We start from the raw sequence: 19,602 nt of genomic DNA, 5'->3' as shown, positions 1-19,602 counted from the left end.
GGTCGGCGACCGGGATCGCTCGGATCCGGTCGCTGATCCCGTGCTCGGCGGGAGGGGCAGCCGGGACGGCCAGGTCAGCGGAAGCGGCGGCCCTCGTCGCGGCGGTAGGCGCCGACCGCGAGGACGGCGAACAGGACCGTCCAGCCGAGGAGCACGAACCACGCCGCGCCGTACGCCGGCTCGCCCGTGAGTGCCTGGACCAGCAGGTCGCGGCCCGCGCGGGTCGGGGTGGCCTTCGAGATCGCGTCGAGCCAGTCGGGGAAGAGGAACGGCGGCAGGAACAGGCCGCCCGCGAACGCGAGCGGGAAGAGGATCACCTGCACCACCGGGAGCGCCGCCTTCGCCGACAGCGAGTAGCCGATCGCCATGCCGAGCAGCACGAACGGCACGGACACGAGCAGCACCGTCCCGACGCCCGCGAGGAGTTGCGTCGCGGTGACGCTCGCGTCGGTGAACAGCCAGCCGATGAGGATGAGCGGGACGAGGCCGAACAGCGAGAAGATCCCGCCGTTGAGCACGCGCGCGGCCATGCGCGGCGCAGGTCCCGCGGGCAACGTGCGGACGAACGGGTCGAACGGCAGCTGCCGGTCCTCCGCGACGCCCAGCCCGTACGTGAACAGGCTCGCCGAGCAGATCGCGAACAGACCGAGCGAGGCGACGGCCGTCGTCGCCGCCACCGGGTCCTGCGCCACCGCCTTCTGCGGCACGACGAAGAAGAACATGGCGAGCGCGGGGAACAGCAGGTTGCCGAGCACCGCGACGGGCACGCGCACGGTCTCGAGGAACTGGTACTTGAGGTGCAGCCACGTGAGGCGCAGCGGCCCGGGCAGCGCCGCCGTCCGCGGGGTGGTGGTCGTGGTGGTCATCGGGCCCGTGCCTCCGTCGTCGGGGCCGCGTCGCGCGCGACCATCTGCTCGAACGCCTCCTCGAGGCTCGCGCCCCGGATCTCGAGGTCGTGGAAGTCGACGCCCGAGGTGACGAGCTCGCGCACGAGCGCGTCGGCGTCGGGCGTGTACAGCTCCTGGCGGCCGTCGCCGAGGCGGTCGGCACGCACGACGCCCGGCCGGTCGCGCAGGTCGACGGCCGACCCGACGACGACGCGCCGCAGCAACACGCGCCGCAGGATCGCGTCGAGCGAGTCGTCGGCCTTGACGACGCCCTGGTCGATGACGACGACGCGCTGAGCGAGCGCCTGCACCTCCTCGAGGTAGTGGCTCGTGAGCAGCACCGTCCCGCCGGCCGCGTGGTACGCGCGGATCGCGTCCCACAGCGCCTGCCGCGCGCCGACGTCGAGGCCCGTCGTCGGCTCGTCGAGCAGCACGACGCGCGGGCGGCCCACGAGCGACAGCGCGACGGCGAGGCGGCGCTTCTGCCCGCCGGACATCGCGCCCGTCTGGCGGCCCGCGAGCTCGGTGAGGCCGAACTGCTCGAGCAGCTCCGCCGTCGGGACCGGGTCAGGGTAGTGGCCGCCGACGAAGTCCACGACCTCCCGCACCTTGAGCGTCGCGGGCAGGCCCGTCTCCTGCGGCGTGAGGCCGAGGCCGACGCGGCTGCGCGCGTCGCGCGGGTCGCCCCCGAGCAGCCGCACGGTCCCGGAGTCGGGCCGGCGCTGTCCGCTGACCAGGGACAGCAGGGTCGACTTCCCCGCGCCGTTCGGGCCGAGCAGACCGACGAGCTCGCCGCCCCCGACGGTGAGGGACACGTCGTCGAGCGCGACGACCGTGCCGAAGCGGCGCGTCACGCGGTCGACGGCGACCACGGGCGGGGTGCGTCCCGTGCCCGACGGCGCGGGCTCGGCCCGGGCGGTCCGGACCGGGCCGGTGCGCGGGGCGCTCTCGGTGCGCTCGGTGCGCCTGGTGCGCTCGTCGCTCATGGTCGGGCTCCCTTCAGGAGGGCGTTCAGGGCGGTCGTGTAGTCCTCGAAGGCGCCGCGACCGCGGGCGGTGAGGGACAGGTAGGTGGCGGGCGTGCGGCCCTCGTGCGTCTTGGTGACGGTCACGTAGCCGGCGTCCTCGAGCTTGCGCAGGTGCGTCGAGAGGTTGCCCGCGGTCATGTCGAGGAGCTTCTGGAGCTTGGGGAAGGACAGCTCGTCGCCCGACGGGAGGGTGGCGAGCGTCGCGACCACGCGCAGCCGCGCGGGCGCGTGGATGACGGGGTCGAGCCCGGCCTCAGGCATCGGCCCCTCCCTCCGCCGGCCGGGCGGGCACGGGCCGGGCCGCGCTGCGCCGTCGTCGGGCGCGCACGACCTGCTCGATCCCGGCCATGACGAGGAAGCCGCCGCCGCCCGCGAGCGCCATGACGAGGTAGGTGAGCGGCAGCCCGGCGAAGGTCGCGACGGCCGCGGTGAGGAGGATCCACACGCCGAGCACGAACAGCCCGCGGTCACCGAAGGCCGTCGCGCCGCCGAGGTAGAGGAGGCCGACGACGACGCACGCGAACGCGTTGCTCGCGAGCGCCATGACCTCCTCGGACGCCCCGGCGCGGGCCAGCCCGCCGAGCACGAGGCCGAAGCACACGAACCCGAGCATCCACGACCACCCGTACATCGCTCCGGTGCGGGCGCTCACGCCGCGCGTCCCGGCGGTGCGCGTGACGCTGTGGACGATCGTGAACGCGACGGCGGCCGCGATGAGGCTGAAGAAGACCCAGAAGGCCCACGGCTCGGGCTGGGCGCCCATGACCTGGCCGGCGCCGCTCGTGACGCGGACCGTCGCGGTCCCGTCGGCGACGCGGACAGCACTCGCCCAGAGGCACAGGTAGCCGACGAGCCACGCGACGCCCCACGCGAGGAACAGCAGCCGCGGGTCGGGCTCGGTCGCCCGGCGCGCGCGGTCCTGCTGCTCGCGGATGAGGCGGAGCGTCTCGGCGGCGCCGAGGGTCGGCTCGTCCGGGTCGCCGACGGCTCCGTCGTGGACGGCGTCGCCGTGGTCGGTCGTCATGGTGGCCTCTCGGTCGTTCGGGTCGTTCGGGCCGTTCGGAAACTACTTTGCGCTGCAAACCTGTTTGTAGGTTCCCACGCGCGGGCCGCGCCGCGCAAGCCCCGCGGGACGGATGGCGGCCTCCCTCAGAAATGTGATATCACTTTGCTATACGCGACGCGGCCCCGCCGCAGGAGAGGACGACCACCGTGACCGAGAGCGCAGCACCCCCGCAGGAGTCCGTCGGCGGCGAACCGACCGGCCGCCCCGTCGGCCACGACGGCACGCGCGTCGACGTCACCGAGCGGCCCGCCTGGTCGCTCGGCGCGGGCGGCGCGGCCGCCGTCATCGCGCTGAGCATCGTCCTGCTCCTCGGCGGCACGGGGCTCGTCGTCGCCGCCGCCGCGGAGGCCGGCAACCCCGCCGTGCTCATCACGCTCGGCGTCCTGGCCTTCCTCGCGGGCGTGCTCGTCCCGACCGGCGTCGCCGTCATCAACCCCGGCGAGACGGTCGTCGTCCAGTTCTTCGGCCGCTACCTCGGCACCGTCCGCACCACGGGCCTCGTCGCGACCGTGCCGCTCAGCACCCGCCGCCGCGTGTCCGTGCGCGTCCGGAACTTCGAGACGAGCGAGCTCAAGGTCAACGACGCCGACGGCAACCCGATCAACATCGCCGCGATCGTCGTCTGGCAGGTCGCCGACACCGCCAAGGCGTCGTTCGCGGTCGAGGACTACGACGACTTCGTCGTGGTCCAGGCCGAGTCCGCGCTGCGCCACGTCGCGATGTCCCACCCCTACGACGACGCCGAGGCCGGCGAGGAGTCGCTGCGCGGCGCGACGGAGGTCGTCTCGGCCGAGATCGCGGCGGAGGTCGCGGAGCGCGTCGTCGTGGCGGGCGTCGAGGTCATCGAGGCCCGTATCTCCAACCTCGCCTACGCGCCCGAGATCGCCCAGGCGATGCTCCAGCGCCAGCAGGCCGGGGCGATCATCGCGGCGCGCTCGCGCATCGTCGAGGGCGCAGTGTCCATGGTCGAGGACGCCCTGTCCCGCCTCGAGGCCGAGGACATCGTCACGCTCGACGACGAGCGCCGCGCGACCATGGTCTCCAACCTCCTCGTGGTGCTCTGCGGCGACAGCCGCGTGACGCCCGTCGTCAACACGGGGTCCCTGTACCAGTGACGCCCGTCGGGCCCACGCCTCCCGAGAAGCGCGACGCGCCCGACGACGGCGACCAGCCGTCGTCGGGCCGCGGCGTGCCCGCGGGCGGGCAGCAGGCCACGCCGGAGGGCGACGCGTCCTCGCCGGGCGAGCAGGCGTCGTCGGGCACGGGCACAGCCCCCGGCGCGGGCGCAGACACGGGCACGGGCGCGGGCGCGGGCAGAGCGCAGCGGCCGCAGCGCAAGTCGGTCCTCCTGCGCCTCGACCCCGCCGTGCACGACGCCCTCGCCCGCTGGGCCGGCGACGACCTGCGCAGCGTCAACGCGCAGATCGAGATGCTCCTGCGCCGAGCGCTCGACGACGCCGGCCGCCTCCCCCGCGACGTCCGCCCGCCCCGCCGCCCGGGCCGCCCACCCCGACCCTGACCCACTGCCCTCTCTCCTCTCCCCCTCCCCTCCCCCACCCGTCGGCGGACAGGTTTCGTCCAGGAGGCACCGAGGTGGCTTCCGGGGAGCGGTGCTATAACCGGACCGTGCCCGACCTGACCGCTCCCGGCTCCCCCGCCGCGCCCGTGCCCGGCCCGACGGCCGCCGTCGTCCCCGGGACCGCCGACGGCGCTCCCGCGCGCCCGGACCGTGCCACGCGCCGTCGCATCGGCGCGGAGATCTGGATCGTGCTCGGGCTCAGCCTCGGCAAGTCCGCGGTCTACGCGGTCATCAACATCGTCGCGCGGCTCACCGCCGGGACCCCGCTCGGCGAGCAGTCCGCGAGCCTCAACGTGAGCCGGTCGGCCCGGCCGTACCTCGACCTCACCTACCAGCTCGTCGGGATCTTCTTCGCCGTGCTGCCCGTCGCGCTCGCGCTCTACCTGCTGAGCGCGCGCGGCCGGTCGGCCGTCCGCGCCATCGGGCTCGACGGCGCCCGGCCCCTGCGCGACGTCGGCTGGGGCTTCGCCCTCGCTGCGGCCATCGGCATCCCCGGCCTCGGGTTCTACGCGCTCGGCCGCGTCCTCGGCATCACGGTCGAGGTGCAGGCGTCAGCGCTCAACGCCGCGTGGTGGACGGTGCCCGTGCTCATCCTCGCCGCGCTGCAGAACGGTCTGCTCGAGGAGGTCATCGCGGTCGGGTACCTGTTCGAGCGCACGCGCGACCTCGGCTGGGGACGCGTGAAGTTCGTCGTGTGGAGCTCGCTCCTGCGCGGGTCGTACCACCTGTACCAGGGCTTCGGGCCGTTCCTCGGGAACGTCGTCATGGGCGTCGTGTTCTCGTGGTTCTACACGTCCCGCTGGGGACGGCACCGCGTCATGCCGCTCGTGATCGCGCACACCCTGCTCGACGTCGTCGCGTTCGTCGGGTACGCGCTCCTCCCCCTGGAGTGGAAGCAGTCCCTCGGCCTCGCCTGACGCCCGCCGAGGGAGAGCCGTGGTCGTCCGGAGCAGAGCCCCGGCCTGTCCCGCACCACCACGGCTCTACCTCACGGGACCACGGCTCTACCTCACGGGACCACGGCTCTACCTCGGCGGACCAGGGCTCTCCCTCGGCGGGCCGGAGGGTCAAGCCCCGCGGAGGGCGCGGAGCTGCTCGCGGCGCTCCGCCTGGAGCACCGGGTCGGGGACGGGCAGGGACGCGAGGAGTCGCTGCGTGTACTCCTCGCGCGGGCTGCCCAGCACCTCGGCGCCCGTGCCCTCCTCGACCAGCCGCCCGCGGTAGAGCACCGCGATGCGGTCGGACAGCAGGTCCACGACGGCGAGGTCGTGCGACACGAACAGGCTCGCGAAGCCGAGCTCGCGCTGGAGCTCGGCGAACAGCTCGAGCACGCGCGCCTGCACGGAGACGTCGAGGGCCGACGTCGGCTCGTCGGCCACGAGCAGCTCCGGGTCGAGCGCGAGCGCCCGGGCGAGCGACGCGCGCTGGCGCTGCCCGCCGGAGAGCTCGTGCGGGAACCGGTCGCCGTACGACCGCGGGAGCTGCACGGCCTCCAGGAGCTCGTCGACGCGCCCGCGCGCCGCCTGGGGCGACTCCGCGCGCCCGTGCACGACGAGCGGCTCCGCGACGCAGTCCGCGATCGTGAGCAGCGGGTTGAAGCTCGTCGCGGGGTCCTGGAAGACGAACCCGATGCGCGGCCGCACGGGACGCAGCTCGCGCTCCTTCACGCCGTTCATCTCGACGCCGAGCACGCGCAGCGACCCGTCCGTCACCCGGGTGAGGCCGGCGACGGCGCGCGCGAACGTCGTCTTGCCGGAGCCCGACTCGCCCACGAGACCGAGCACCTCGCCCGGCCGGATGGTGAGCGAGACGTCGTCGACCGCGGTGAAGCCGGGACGGCGCAGGCGGCCCGGGTAGGTGACGGTCAGCCCCTGCGCCGCGACCACGGGCTCCGCGTCCGCCCACCCGGCGTCGCGGGCCGACGCGCGGGCCTCGGCCCGCGCGGTCCCCTCGCCGACGCGCGGCACGGAGTCGAGCAGCGCGCGCGTGTACGCGGCCTGCGGGGCGGCGAAGAGCTCGCGCGCGGGCGCCTGCTCGACGACCTTCCCCTGGTACATGACCGCGACCCGGTCCGCGAGGTCCGCGACGACGCCCATGTTGTGCGTGATGAGCACGATGGCGGTGCCGAACTCGTCGCGGCACCGGCGCAGGAGGTCGAGGATCTCGGCCTGGACGGTGACGTCGAGCGCGGTCGTGGGCTCGTCCGCGACGATGAGCCCCGGGTCGAGCACGAGGGCCATGGCGATGACGATGCGCTGCTTCTGCCCGCCGGAGAACTGGTGCGGGTAGTGGTCGACGCGTGTCTCCGGGTCGGGGATGCCGACGCGCCGCAGCACCTCGACCGCGCGCCGGCGCGCCTCGCGGCGCGACACCTTGGCGTGCGCGCGGATCCCCTCGACGATCTGCCAGCCCACCGTGTACACCGGGTTGAGCGCGGCGGACGGCTCCTGGAAGACCATCGCGACGTCGGTCCCGCGGACCTGGCGCAGCCGCTCCCCGCCGAGCGTGACGACGTCGTGGTCGGCCGTCCCGGCCTTGTTCGTCAGCACGACGGCGCCGCGCGCCGTCGCGGTCGACGGCAGCAGGCCGAGGATCGTCTTCGCGGTCACCGTCTTGCCGGACCCGGACTCGCCGACGACGGCCAGCACCTCTCCGGGCGCGACCTCCAGGTCGACGCCGTCGACGGCGCGCACGGCCCCGGCGTCGGTCGCGAACGACACCGCGAGGTCGCGGATCGTCACGACGGGACGCGCGGCGTCGCCGTCCGGGCGGCGGGTCGTCTCGGTCACGGCGCTCATCGCCGGTCCTCCGTCTCGTCGTGGGGTGCGTCCGCCGGGCGGCTCGCGGGGCCCGTCGCCGGGCCTGTCGCCGGGCCTGTCGCGGGGGCGTCGTCGTCCGGCGCGTCGCCGAGCCGCCCGTCGAGCCGCCCGTCGATCCCGACGGCGTCGGGGTCGCGCTGCCCCGGGACGGCGGCGAGCTCGTCGGAGCGCGAGCCCGCGCCCTCGATCGCGTCGAGGCCGCCGGGGCCGGCGGTGAGCGTTCCGCCCGGCACGACCGACGTCTCCGCGACGTCGCCCGACACCTCGGCCGACGCGCGGCGCGAGCGCAGGCGCGGGTCGGCGAGGTCGTTGAGGCTCTCGCCGACGAGCGTGATGCCGAGCACCACGAGCACGATCGCCAGGCCCGGGAAGAGCGCGGTCCACCAGATGCCGCTCGTCACGTCGGACACGGCCTTGTTGAGGTCGTAGCCCCACTCGGCGGCCGCCGTCGGCTCGATGCCGAACCCGAGGAACCCGAGCCCGGCGAGCGTGAGGATCGCCTCGGACGCGTTGAGCGTGACGATGAGCGGCAGCGTGCGGGTCGAGTTCCGCAGGACGTGGCGGACCATGATCCGCCGGTGCGGCGTGCCGAGCACGCGCGCCGAGTCGACGAACGCCTCGCCCTTGATCCGCACGACCTCCGCGCGCGTGACGCGGAAGTACTGCGGCACGAACACCACGGTGATCGAGAAGGCCGCGGCGAGGATGCCGCCCCACATGCTCGACTGGCCGCCGGAGATGACGATCGCCATGAGGATCGCGAGGAGCAGGGACGGGAACGCGTAGATCGCGTCGCAGACCACGACGAGCAGGCGGTCGGCCCAGCCGCCGAAGTACCCGGACACGAGCCCGAGCAGCACCCCGACGACGATCGACGCGAGGATCGCCACGACGATGACGAGGAGCGCCGTCTGGGCCCCCCAGATGACGCGCGACAGGACGTCGTAGCCGCCGACGGTCGTGCCGAGCAGGTGCTCGGCCGACGGCGGCTGCTGCGCGCCGAACGGCCCGTCCGCGGTGCGGAGCTGGCTGTACCCGTAGGGGGCGAGCACGGGCGCGAGGGCGGCGGTGAGCAGGAAGAGGCCCGTGATGACGAGGCCCGTGACGAGCATGCCGCGCTGCAGCCCGACGCTCTGCCGGAGCTGGTGCACGACGGGCAGGCGCTTCCACCACGCGACGCGCCCGCGCTCGGGGACGACGGCGGGGGCGGGGCCCCCGGTGCCCGGACCGGCCGGGACGACGGTCTCCGCGACCATGTCAGTACCTCACCCTCGGGTCGATGAGCGCCGCGATGATGTCGACGAGGAAGTTCGTGACCGCGACGATCACGGCCATGAGCACGACGATCCCCTGCACGGCGACGAAGTCGCGCGCCTGGAGGTACTCGGCGAGCTGGAAGCCGAGCCCCTTCCACTCGAACGTCGTCTCGGTGAGCACGGCGCCCGCGAGGAGCATCGCGACCTGGAGACCGATGACGGTGATGATGGGGATGAGCGCGGGGCGCCACGCGTGCGCGCGCACGAGCCGGGACTCGCGCACGCCGCGCGACCTCGCCGCGACGACGTAGTCGGTCGAGAGCGTCCCGATGACGTTGGTGCGCACGAGCCGCAGGAACACGCCCGCGGTGAGCAGCCCGAGCGCGAGCGCCGGGAGGACGGCGTGCTGGAGGACGTCGCCGACGATCGCGGGGTCGCCCGTCCGGATCGCGTCGACGAGGTAGAACCCCGACGGGTCGTCGAGGAACTGCAGCTCGATCTCCGCGTCGGTGGACGCGCGCCCGGAGACGGGCAGCCAGCCGAGCCACACCGAGAAGACGAGCTTGAGCATGAGGCCGGCGAAGAAGACGGGCGTCGCGTAGGCGAGGATCGCGGAGACGCGCAGGATCGCGTCGGGCACGCGGTCGCGCAGGTAGCCCGCGAGCATGCCCAGCGGGATCCCGACGACGAACGCGACGAGCAGGGCGTAGGCCGCGAGCTCGAGCGTCGCGGTGCCGTACGTCGCGAGCACCTCCGTGACGGGGCGGTTGTCGCTGATCGTCGTGCCGAAGTCACCGCGCACGATGCCGCCGAGGTACTCGAGGTACTGCACGACCACCGGGCGGTCGTACCCGGCCTCGTGGATGCGCTCGGCGAGCTGGTCCGGCGTGAGCCGGCCGCCGAGCGCCGCGGTGATCGGGTCGCCCGTGGCCCGCATGACCACGAAGACCGTGGTCACGAGGATGAAGACCGTCGGGATGATGAGCAGCGCGCGGACCAGGATGTAGCTCCCGAGCCCGCCGCCGCGACGGCGGGTCGTGCGCGGGGTGCGCACCCGCCCCGTGCCGCCGGGGTCGCGGGGCGCGTCCTCGCCGACGGGCACGTCGGTGGTGGTGGTCGTCATGTCGTCTCTTCCTCAGGTGCCCGGGCGTCGGCGTGGTCGCCGGTCCGGACGTGCGGTGCCCGGCCCTCCCCGCGGGTCGCGCGGGGAGGGCCGGGCGGCTGGGGCAGCTGCCGGTCAGCCCTTGGACAGCGCCGCGTAGCGGAACTTGAAGGACGGGTCCAGCGTGTCCTCGGCCCCCTCCACGTCCGTCCCGACGACCGCGACCTGCGCACCCTGGAGGTACGGGAGGGTCGACAGGTCCGCCGCGACCTTGCTCTGGATCTCCTCGATGAGCGCGGTGCGCTCGTCGGCGTCGGGCGTCGCCGCCTGCTGGAGGATGAGGTCGTTGACCTCCTGGTTGGCGTAGTGGTTCACCAGGAAGTTCTCCGTGAGGAAGAACGGCGTGAGGTAGTTGTCCGCGTCGGAGTAGTCCGGGAACCAGCCGAGCTGGTACGCCGGGTAGACGTCGGACGTGCGCTCCTTGGCGTACGTGACCCACTCGGTGGTCTGCAGGTTGACCGTGAAGAGGCCGTCCTTCTCGAGCTGGTCCTTGATGAGCGCGTACTCGTCCGCCGACGACGGGCCGTAGTGGTCGTTCGAGTACTGCAGGTTGAGCGTCACGGGCGTCTCGACGCCCGCGTCGGTCAGGAGCTGCTGCGCCTTCGCGGCGTCGGGCTTGCCCGCGCCGTCGCCGTACATCTCCTTGAGCGGCTCGACGGCGCCGGTCAGACCCGCGGGGACGTAGGAGTACAGCGGGGTGTAGGTGCCCTTGTAGACCTGGTCCGAGAGCTCGTCGCGGTCGATGAGCGACGCGGCGGCCTGACGCACGGCGAGCGCCTTGGCCGGGTCGGCCTCCGGCGTCTTGGCGCCGAACGGCTGGGTGTCGAAGTTGAACGTGATGTAGCGGATCTCGCCGCCGGGGCCGTCCACGACCTTGACGTCGTCGTTCCCGCGCAGGTCCTCGATGTCCGTCGCGGACAGGCTGCGCCACGCGACGTCGATCTTGCCCTGCTGGATCTCGAGCTTCATGTTCGACGCCTCGGCGAAGTACTTCACCGCGACCTTGTCGGTCTTCGCCGGGCCGAGGAGGCCCTCGTAGCCGTCGTATGCCTCGTAGGAGACGAGCTCGTTGAACTTGTAGCCCGTGATCGTGTACTGCCCGGCGAACGCGTTGCCGTCGACGATGTCCTGGTCCGAGGTGAGCGCGTCGGCCGCGAAGACGTCCTCGTCGACGATCGGGCCCGCCGGGCTGGACAGGATCTGCGGGAAGAGCTGGTCGTTCTCGCTCTTGAGGTGGAAGACGACGGTCGTGTCGTCGGGCGCCTCGACGCTGTCGAGGTTGTAGAGCAGCGACGCCGGGCCGTTCTCGTCGTTGATCGCGACCTGGCGGTCGAACGAGAACTTCACGTCGGACGACGTGAGGTCGTTGCCGTTCGCCCACTTGAGGCCGGGCTTGAGCGTGACGGTGTACTCCGTCGGCGAGGTGAACTCGGCCGACTCCGCGATGTCGGGCTCGACGTCGGGGCTGCCGTACGGGGTGTTCATGAGGAACGGGAAGACCTGGTTCATCACGGCGAACGAGCCGTTGTCGTACGAGCCGGCCGGGTCGAGCACCGTGACCTTGTCGGTGGTGCCGATGACGAGCGAGCCGCTCGCCGAGCCGCCGCCGTCCCCGTCGCCCTCGCCGTCGCTCGATCCCCCGCCGCACGCGGTCAGGGTCAGCGTCACCGCCGTGATGCCGGCGGCCGCGGCGAGGAGCCGCTTCCTGGACACCGCTGTCATGTGTCTACCTCTTTCTCGGGTTTCTCGGGGTGCGAGACACCGGTGGCGCGACCTTGCACGCACCAGGACCCCGACCTGTCGGCGGAGTGCCGTGATTTCTAGCACAGTGCTGTGTCGTGCAGGTGTCAGGATCGACAGAAACCCGGACAGAACGCCAGCGTTGTTACCCGGTCGTAACCCTGAGCTCCGGGCAACGGTCGTGACGTGAGACACACTCACGGCACCCGCGCGCCGGGTGTAGAGTCCGCCCCTCCTCGGGACGCCCGACCCTGGCGGACGGCGCGCCCGGCGGTCACCGGACGAGCGGCCGACCGCTCCCGGCCGGCGGCGCCGACCCGCCTCTCAGGCGCGCTCGCGGCCGTCCGGCCCGCCCGCGCCGGGACCACTCGACGTCGGGCCGTCCGACGGGTCGGCGCCGAGCTCGTCCGCGACGGGACCGGGCGTCGTCGGGCCGTCCGCGGCGGGCTCGACCGGAGCGAGGCCGCTCGTCGCGGACGGATCGGAGGCGGGAGCCGCCGGATCGGTGGTCGTGGGCCCGGCAGGCGCCCCGCCCACGGCCGACGGCGGGGCCACGCCCGGGTGCACCGCGGCGGCGCCCAGCACGGACCCGCCCGTCACGACGACGCCGGCCGCGACCGCCTGCGCGCGCAGGTCGGCGAGCTCCCGCGCGACCGCCCGGACCGCGAAGCCGGAGACCACGTGGATCGCCCCGGACACGAACGCGTACAGGGCGAACACCACGGTGACGAGGCGCAGCACGTCGAACGCGTCGAGCGGGCGCGTGACGAGCAGGATCCCGAAGAGCACCGACACGATCCCGACGGCGAGCATCCACGCCCAGCCGAGGTCGCGGTTGCGCACGAGCGCCGCCGCCCCCGCGATCGTCGTGATGCCGAGGACGAGCACCCAGACGGCGAGGACGTAGTACAGCGCCGTGGCGCCGAGGTCCGGCCACAGCGCCACCACGACGCCGAAGACGACGTTGACCCCGGCCTGCGCGAGCCACCACGCCGACCCGACCTGCTTGCGGTGCACGAACCCCTGGACGGCGACCAGCACGCCGTCGGCCACGAGGAACGCCCCCAGGACGACCCGGAGCGTCCCCAGCCGCTCGAGCGGCTCGATCATGAGGAGGAGGCCCAGGACGACGAGGAGCGTGCCCCGCACGACGGGGAGCCACCACACCCGGCGGAAGGGGTTGCGCTCCTGCCCGCTCTCGTCCGGCGTCGCGGGTGCCGCCCCTCCGGCCTCGTCGCGCTGCGTCGTCGTGCCACGTGCCATGCCGACCTCCCCAGGGGTGCTCGCACCCCCATGCTAGGGAGGCCTTCCTCACACCCGCCCGTCGAACGACCCCCCGCGGGCGCCCGACAACCGGTCGAACCGGGCGAATCACCCGGAGGAATCGGCCAAATACCGCGCCTGTCGGGACCCCCGGACCTAGACTCGCAGGCATGTCCTCCCCCGCGCCCGAGCCGACGCCGGGCGACACGTCCCACGTGGGCGCGGTCGTCGAGGTCGGGTCGCTCGCCGCGTCGGGACGCCGCGACGCACGGCCGCAGACCGGCGCGCTCGAGGCGCTGCTCGCCCCGCGCGGCCGCGACGACGACGGCACGGTCCGGGTCGTCGACACCGCCGAGCAGCGGGTCCGGCACCCGATCGACCTCGTCAACCTCGTGCTGTGCGCGATCGGCGTCGCCGTGGTGCTCCTCATGTCCGTGTACGCGCACGGCACGACGGCCGGCGTGGCCGAGGACGTCCGCAACTTCTCCGACCTGCTCGCGCGGATCCTGTTCGTGCCGGTCGCGGTGCTCGAGGGCCTCATCACCCTGTTCGTCCCGATCGCGGTCCTCACCGAGCTCGGCGTGCGCCGGCTCGGTCGCCAGGTCGTCGAGTCGATCGTCGCCGCGGGCCTCGGCCTGCTGCTCGGGGTGCTCGTCGTGCTGGCCCTGGGCGCCTGGGGCTCCGACGAGCTGGTGCGCGGTCTCTCCGTCTACTCCCAGGGCGCGTGGCGCCTGACCGTCCCGGGCTACGTCGCGGCGATCGGCGGGCTGCTCACCGCCGCAGGGACCCGCACCCGGCGGCGCACCGTCAAGTGGTCGTGGAACCTGCTGTTCGTCGGCATCGGCGTCGTGCTCATCACCGGCCAGGTCTCGCTGCCGGGCATCCTCATCACGCTGCTGCTCGGACGCCTCGCCGGGCTGGCCGTGCGCTACGTCTCCGGCGTCCGCAGCGAGCGCGCCTACGGGCCCGACCTCGTGGCCGGGGTCCGCCGCGCGGGGTTCTCCCCCGTGGCGCTCGTCCGCGTGCGCGACGTCACCGACGACGACGAGCGCGCCGAGGCGGCGGACGACCCCATCACGGAGGTTGATGCCGAGGGCCGGATCACCAACGAGGTGCACGTCGGCGTGCTGCGCGCACCCGGTGCCACCGACGACACCGGGACGGTCCTCACCGCCGACGCGACCCTCGCGGCGCACCACCTCGGGGCCGCGCACCCCGACGAGGGCGCCGCCCCGGAGGGCACGGACACCGCCCCCGAGCCGCAGGACGCCCCGTCCGACCCGGCCGCGATCGCGCTGACGCGCGCGGGAGACAACCGCGTCTACGCGATGCTCGCGGAGGACGACGTGCGCCGCGACGTCGTCGTGCTCGACGGCGACCGCCAGGTCGTCGGCTTCCTCACCCGCTTCTGGCGGTCGCTGCGCCTGCGCGGCAGCGAGGGTCGCGCCGCGATCTCGCTGCGCGCCGCCGCGGAGCGCACGGCCCTCCTGTCCTACGCGGCCCGGGCGGCGGGCGTCCGCACGCCGCGGCTCCTGGGCGTCGCCGAGTCCGCCGACTCGATGGTGCTGGTCCAGGAGCACGCGACGGGCGCCGTGTCGCTGCGCGACCTGCCCGTCGAGGACGTCACCGGCTCGGTCCTCAACGAGGCGTGGCGCCAGCTCCGCCTCGCCCACTCCGCCGGGATCGCGCACCGCGCCCTGACCTCCGACGTCGTGCTCGTCTCGCACGAGCCGGCGACGGGCGCCCCCGAGGTGTGGCTCACCGGGTGGGAGCAGGGCGACATCGCGTCGTCCGAGCTCGCGCGCCGCATGGACCTCGCCCAGATGGTCGCGCTGCTCGCACTCCGCGTCGGGGCGCAGCGCGCCGTCGAGTCCGCGGTGAGCGTGCTGCCCGACGACGACATCGCCGCCATCGGCCCGCTGCTCCAGTCGGTCGCCCTGCCGCCGAGCACGCGCGAGGAGATCCGGCAGGACAAGGAGCTCCTCAAGGAGCTCCGCGCCGCCCTCGTGGAGCGGCTGCCGGAGGCCGACGTCGAGCCGCAGCGCATCACCCGCTTCGGCGGCCGCACCATCCTCACGCTCGTCCTCGTCATCGCGGCCGTCACGGCGCTGGTGACGTCCTTCAACTTCGACCAGATCGCCACAGCCGTCACCGAGGCGAACCCCTGGTTCGCCGTCCTGTCCTTCGCGCTCGGCATCCTCACGTGGGTCGGCGCGGCCCTCACCCTCGCCGCGTTCTCCCCCAAGCGGCTGTCGATGTGGCGCGTCACGCTCACGCAGGCGGCCGGGTCGTACATCGCGCTCGCCGCGCCCGCCGGCATCGGCCCGGCGGCGCTCAACCTGCGGCTGCTCACGAAGCGCGGCATCTCGACGCCCATGGCGGTCGCCACCGTCGCGCTCGTCCAAGTGTCGCAGTTCGTCGTGACGATCCTCATCCTCGTGGTCCTGTCCGTCTTCACCGGCGAGGGCGGCCTCGTCCAGCTCCCCTCGACGACGGTGCTGCTCGCCATCGGTGGCGTCGCCCTCGCGGTGCTCGCGACGCTGCTCGTGCCCGCGGTGCGGACCTGGGCGCTCGCCAAGATCCGGCCGACCGTCCAGCAGGTGTGGCCGCGGCTCTCGGAGATGCTGGGCCAGCCCGGCCGCCTCGCGCTCGGGTTCGCGGGCAACATCGTCATGACGCTCGGCTACGTCCTCGCCTTCGACGCCGCGCTCGCGGCGTTCGGGCAGGAGCTCGACCTCGTCGACGTCGCCGTGATCTACCTGGTCGGCAACGCGGCCGGCGCCGCCGTCCCGACGCCGGGCGGCCTCGGCGCGATCGAGCTCGCCCTCATCGCCGGCCTCACCGCGGCCCAGGTGCCGCCCGCCATCGCGACGTCGGTCGCGATGCTGTTCCGCGTCGCGACGTACTGGGCGCGCATCCCCATCGGCTGGTTCGCCATGCGGTTCTTGCAGAAGAAGGGCGACCTCTAGCGCGCCACCGCCGGCCCCGGGGCGGTCCGCGCACCGAGCGGGCGGACGCCGCAGGCCCGGGGACGTTCGACCCGGGACGGCGCGGGCGGCCCCCGATAGGCTCGCCGCGCACCCGCCGTCCCCACCGGTCGCGCGCGTGCCGACGACGCCCGACGAGGTGAGGAGCCCGCACGTGAGGATCGGTGTCCCCCGCGAGGTGAGGGACGGGGAGCGGCTGGTCGCCGCGACCCCGCGCACGGTCGAGCGCCTGCGGGCGCTCGGGTACGAGGTGGTCGTCGAGCACGACGCGGGCGCGGGGGCCACGTTCTCCGACGCCGCGTACGAGGCCGCGGGCGCCGCGGTGGTCGACGCCGCGACGGCGTGGGGGGCCGACGTCGTCACCGCCGTGAACGCGCCCACCGACGCGCAGGTGGCGCTCCTGCGCCCGGGCGCGACCCTCGTCGCGATGCTCGGCCCCGCGAACGACCCCGACCTCGTGCGGCGCCTCGCCGACCACGGCGTGACCGCGCTCGCGCTCGACGCCGTGCCGCGCATCTCGCGCGCCCAGGCCCTCGACGTCCTGAGCACGCTGTCGAACGTCGCGGGCTACCGCGCCGTCGTCGAGGCCGCTGCCGAGTACGGCGGCATGTTCGCCGGGCAGGTCACCGCCGCGGGCAAGACGCCGCCCGCGAAGGTCTTCGTCATCGGCGGCGGGGTCGCGGGGCTCGCCGCGGTCGGCGCGGCCGCGAGCCTCGGCGCCCAGGTCCGCGCGTTCGACGTCCGCTCGGAGGCGGCCGAGCAGATCGAGTCCATGGGCGGCACCGCCGTGCGCGAGCCCGCGGCGCAGCAGGGCATGTCGGCCGACGGGTACGCGAAGCCGCTCACGCCCGAGCAGGAGGCGGCGGCCCTCGCCGTCTACGCGCGCGAGGCTGCCGACGCGGACGTCGTCGTCACGACGGCGCTCGTGCGCGGCCGGGCGCCGCGCACCCTCACGGCCGAGGCGGTCGCCGGGATGCGGCCCGGGAGCGTCGTCGTCGACCTCGCGGCCTCGGGCGGCGGCAACTGCGCGCTCACCGTGCCGGGCGAGCGTGTCGTGACCGAGAACGGCGTCGTGGTCGTCGGCTGGACCGACCTCGCGGGCCGGCTCCCGCAGCACACGTCGCAGCTCCTGGGGACGAACGTCGTGCACCTGCTCGAGCTGCTCACGCCCGGCAAGAACGGCGTGCCCGTGCTCGACCTCGCCGACCCGGTCCAGCGCGGCATGACCGTCGCGCGCGCCGGCGAGGTGCTCTGGCCGCCGCCGCCCGTCGCGGTGAGCGCCGCGCCGTCCCCCGCCGCGCCGCCACCGCCGGACCCCGTCCAGGAGGCCGCGGACCGCGAGCGCGCCGCCGCGGAGGCCGCCGCAGCCGCGAGCCTGCGCCGCCGCCGTCGGACCGTCGGCGCCGCGCTCGCCGCGGTGCTCGTCACGCTCGCGCTGTCGTTCGCGCCGCCGTCGCTCGTCGGGCACGTCACGGTGTTCACGCTCGCGGTGATCGTCGGGTACTACGTCATCTCGAACGTCACGCACTCCCTGCACACGCCGCTCATGGCCCAGACGAACGCGATCTCCGGCATCATCCTCGTCGGCGCGCTCCTGCAGCTCGGCTCCGACGACTGGGTCGTCACGACGCTCGCGCTCGTCGCGGCGACGCTCGCGAGCATCAACGTGTTCGGTGGCTTCCTCGTCGCGAACCGCATGATCGGCATGTTCCGCAAGGACGTCCCCGCCCGCGCGCAGGGGGTGGCCCGATGACCGCCACGTCCGTCGCCCAGGCCGTCTACGTCCTCGCGGCCGTCCTGTTCGTGCTGAGCCTCGCAGGCCTGTCGAAGCAGGAGTCCGCGCGCCGCGGCAACGTCCTCGGCATGGTCGGCATGGTCCTCGCCCTGGCCGCGACGATCGTCCTCGCGCTCGGCACGAGCGCCCGCCCCGTGCTCGTCACCGCGCTGCTCGTCGCGGTCGTGCTCCTCGTGGGCGCCGCCGTCGGGACGTGGCGGGCCCGCCGCGTCGAGATGACGCAGATGCCCGAGCTCATCGCGATCCTGCACAGCTTCGTCGGGGCCGCGGCCGTGCTCGTCGGCTTCAACTCCTACCTCACCGCGCAGGCCGCGGGGCACGACGACGTCGCGCACCTCGTCGAGGTCTCGCTCGGCGTGCTCGTGGGCGCCGTGACGTTCACCGGCTCGGTCGTCGCGTTCCTCAAGCTGTCCGGCCGCACGCGGTCGGCGCCGCTCCAGCTCCCCGGCCGGAACCTGCTCAACCTCGCCGCGCTCGTCGCGAGCCTCGGGCTCGTCGCGTGGTTCGTCGTCGCGCCGTCGGTGTGGCCGCTGCTCCTGCTCACCGTCGTGTCGCTCGCCCTGGGCTGGCACCTCGTCGCGTCGATCGGGGGCGGCGACATGCCCGTCGTCGTCTCGATGCTCAACTCGTACTCCGGCTGGGCCGCCGCCGCGGCGGGCTTCATGCTGGGCAACGACCTGCTCATCGTCACGGGCGCGCTCGTCGGCTCCTCCGGTGCGATCCTCAGCTACATCATGTGCCGGGCCATGAACCGGTCGTTCGTGTCCGTCATCCTCGGCGGCTTCGGGGCCGAGGAGGGCACGGCCCCCGCGGGCGGCGAGGGCCCGCAGGGCGAGCACCGCGAGGTGAGCGCCGACGACGTCGCGGCCCTCCTGCGCGACGCGCGGAGCGTCGTCATCACGCCGGGCTACGGCATGGCGGTCGCCAAGGCGCAGTACCCCGTCGCGGACCTCGTGCAGATCCTGCGCGACGGCGGCGCGCAGGTCCGCTTCGGCGTCCACCCGGTCGCGGGCAGGCTCCCCGGGCACATGAACGTGCTGCTCGCGGAGGCGCGCGTCCCGTACGACATCGTGCTCGAGATGGACGAGATCAACGACGACCTGGCGGGGACGGACGTCGTGCTCGTCATCGGGGCGAACGATACCGTGAACCCCGCCGCGCTCGACGACCCGGGCTCGCCCATCGCCGGGATGCCCGTGCTGCACGTGTGGGACGCGAAGCAGGTCGTCGTCTTCAAGCGGTCCATGGCGGCCGGCTACGCCGGGGTGCAGAACCCGCTGTTCTTCCGCGAGAACACCGGGATGCTCTTCGGGGACGCCAAGCAGCGGGTCGAGGACATCGTGGCGGCGCTCCGCGCGGGCTGAGGGGCCGCGGGCGACCGGGACGGCGCAGGACCCGCGGAGCGCGCGCCGGCGATCAGCCGGGCACGCGCTCCCGGGCGGGGGCGAACGTCAGCGACGGCAGGGTCTCGAGGGTCCGGTGGGCGGCGACGTAGTCCTTGAGGTCCCCGCGGAAGACGACGCGGCCCGGCAGGTCGAGCAGCGTCTGGGGCCGCACCTGCCACCGCTCGACCCCGAGGTCGCACACGCCCGCGCCGTGCAGCACGTGGTAGACGAACTCCGAGCAGAAGAACCGGTCCTCGGCCTCGTGCCCGCGGCCGAACCGTGCACCGACGAGGCCCCGCACGTTGTAGGAGAACGCGTGCGAGTCGAGCAGGAACTCGGTGATCCGGACGCGGATCGCCTCGTGCTGCTCCGGGGTCACGGGCACCGCGAGCACGACCCCCGGCACGACGTCCATGCCGCGGTACAGGCCGTCGTCGAACCGCTCGCGCCGGAAGCAGCCGACGAACGGGTTGCCCGCCCGGCGTCGGCCGAAGCTGAACATCAGGTCGAGCCCCTGGTCGAGCGCGAGGGCGGAGTGCGTGAACTCGTCGCGGGTCGCCAGCGCGATCGTCCGGGACAGGACCGTACGACTGCGGGACAGGACGACGTAGACGTTCACGCGAGTGACCATACGAC

Annotated in this window: 16 protein-coding genes; 6 read left to right on the top strand and 10 right to left on the bottom strand. The window is 74.0% G+C overall.

Annotated elements, in window-relative coordinates; translation table 11 throughout:
* Positions 1-74 precede the first annotated feature (74 nt).
* Genes ACZ4MO_RS01030 through ACZ4MO_RS01015 form a run of 4 tightly spaced genes read right to left on the bottom strand, consistent with a single transcriptional unit; the run spans position 75 to position 2,938 of the window.
* Entirely contained in the window at positions 75-866 is a 792-nt protein-coding gene (locus tag ACZ4MO_RS01030) for an ABC transporter permease (protein WP_175008763.1), read from the bottom strand.
* Entirely contained in the window at positions 863-1,873 is a 1,011-nt protein-coding gene (locus ACZ4MO_RS01025) for an ATP-binding cassette domain-containing protein (RefSeq protein ID WP_175008764.1), read from the bottom strand. Before ACZ4MO_RS01025 ends, ACZ4MO_RS01030 begins: the two co-directional genes overlap by 4 nt.
* The gene (locus tag ACZ4MO_RS01020; protein ID WP_175008765.1) at positions 1,870-2,175 is read right to left on the bottom strand and encodes a transcriptional regulator; all 306 of its coding nucleotides are present in this window, start codon (positions 2,173-2,175) and stop codon (positions 1,870-1,872) included. The genes ACZ4MO_RS01025 and ACZ4MO_RS01020 overlap by 4 nt, the downstream gene beginning before the upstream one ends.
* Positions 2,168-2,938, bottom strand: a complete 771-nt coding sequence (locus ACZ4MO_RS01015; RefSeq protein WP_175008766.1) for a hypothetical protein — start codon at positions 2,936-2,938, stop codon at positions 2,168-2,170. Before ACZ4MO_RS01015 ends, ACZ4MO_RS01020 begins: the two co-directional genes overlap by 8 nt.
* A gap of 326 nt (positions 2,939-3,264) precedes the next feature.
* Here ACZ4MO_RS01015 and ACZ4MO_RS01010 point away from each other — a divergent pair, with 326 nt between their 5' ends.
* The 3 genes from ACZ4MO_RS01010 to ACZ4MO_RS01000 all read left to right on the top strand — a co-directional run bounded on the left by ACZ4MO_RS01010 (position 3,265) and on the right by ACZ4MO_RS01000 (position 5,476).
* On the top strand, positions 3,265-4,095 hold the full coding sequence (locus ACZ4MO_RS01010) for an SPFH domain-containing protein (RefSeq protein WP_499278593.1): 831 nt from the start codon (positions 3,265-3,267) through the stop codon (positions 4,093-4,095).
* Between the two features lie 233 nt (positions 4,096-4,328).
* Entirely contained in the window at positions 4,329-4,499 is a 171-nt protein-coding gene (locus ACZ4MO_RS01005; RefSeq protein ID WP_499278592.1) for a type II toxin-antitoxin system antitoxin, read from the top strand.
* A 107-nt stretch (positions 4,500-4,606) separates the two neighbouring features.
* Positions 4,607-5,476, top strand: a complete 870-nt coding sequence (locus tag ACZ4MO_RS01000; RefSeq protein WP_286185753.1) for a CPBP family intramembrane glutamic endopeptidase — start codon at positions 4,607-4,609, stop codon at positions 5,474-5,476.
* A 150-nt stretch (positions 5,477-5,626) separates the two neighbouring features.
* Here the strand turns inward: ACZ4MO_RS01000 and ACZ4MO_RS00995 are convergent, their stop codons facing one another.
* From ACZ4MO_RS00995 to ACZ4MO_RS00975, 5 genes are all read right to left on the bottom strand, one after another.
* Entirely contained in the window at positions 5,627-7,357 is a 1,731-nt protein-coding gene (locus ACZ4MO_RS00995; protein WP_175008768.1) for a dipeptide ABC transporter ATP-binding protein, read from the bottom strand.
* Complete coding sequence (locus ACZ4MO_RS00990) at positions 7,354-8,634, bottom strand: ABC transporter permease (RefSeq protein WP_175008769.1); 1,281 nt, start codon at positions 8,632-8,634, stop codon at positions 7,354-7,356. The genes ACZ4MO_RS00995 and ACZ4MO_RS00990 overlap by 4 nt, the downstream gene beginning before the upstream one ends.
* Before the next feature lies 1 nt (position 8,635).
* Positions 8,636-9,757: an ABC transporter permease gene (locus tag ACZ4MO_RS00985; protein WP_083384927.1), complete on the bottom strand. Its 1,122-nt coding sequence runs from the start codon at positions 9,755-9,757 to the stop codon at positions 8,636-8,638.
* A 114-nt stretch (positions 9,758-9,871) separates the two neighbouring features.
* Entirely contained in the window at positions 9,872-11,518 is a 1,647-nt protein-coding gene (locus tag ACZ4MO_RS00980; protein ID WP_175008770.1) for an ABC transporter substrate-binding protein, read from the bottom strand.
* 342 nt (positions 11,519-11,860) lie between these two features.
* Positions 11,861-12,799, bottom strand: a complete 939-nt coding sequence (locus ACZ4MO_RS00975; protein ID WP_175008771.1) for a DUF308 domain-containing protein — start codon at positions 12,797-12,799, stop codon at positions 11,861-11,863.
* A gap of 170 nt (positions 12,800-12,969) precedes the next feature.
* Between ACZ4MO_RS00975 and ACZ4MO_RS00970 the strand changes: the two genes are divergently transcribed.
* The 3 genes from ACZ4MO_RS00970 to pntB all read left to right on the top strand — a co-directional run bounded on the left by ACZ4MO_RS00970 (position 12,970) and on the right by pntB (position 18,945).
* Positions 12,970-15,768: a flippase-like domain-containing protein gene (locus tag ACZ4MO_RS00970; protein WP_175008772.1), complete on the top strand. Its 2,799-nt coding sequence runs from the start codon at positions 12,970-12,972 to the stop codon at positions 15,766-15,768.
* A gap of 172 nt (positions 15,769-15,940) precedes the next feature.
* On the top strand, positions 15,941-17,539 hold the full coding sequence (locus ACZ4MO_RS00965; RefSeq protein WP_175008773.1) for a Re/Si-specific NAD(P)(+) transhydrogenase subunit alpha: 1,599 nt from the start codon (positions 15,941-15,943) through the stop codon (positions 17,537-17,539).
* Entirely contained in the window at positions 17,536-18,945 is a 1,410-nt protein-coding gene (gene pntB / locus ACZ4MO_RS00960) for a Re/Si-specific NAD(P)(+) transhydrogenase subunit beta (RefSeq protein WP_175008774.1), read from the top strand. The genes ACZ4MO_RS00965 and pntB overlap by 4 nt, the downstream gene beginning before the upstream one ends.
* A gap of 52 nt (positions 18,946-18,997) precedes the next feature.
* Here pntB and ACZ4MO_RS00955 read toward each other — a convergent pair whose 3' ends face one another.
* Entirely contained in the window at positions 18,998-19,585 is a 588-nt protein-coding gene (locus tag ACZ4MO_RS00955) for a hypothetical protein (protein ID WP_175008775.1), read from the bottom strand.
* Positions 19,586-19,602 lie beyond the last annotated feature (17 nt).

Source organism: Sphaerisporangium cinnabarinum, assembly GCF_055567015.1.
This window is presented reverse-complemented; position numbering and strand designations above follow the sequence as displayed.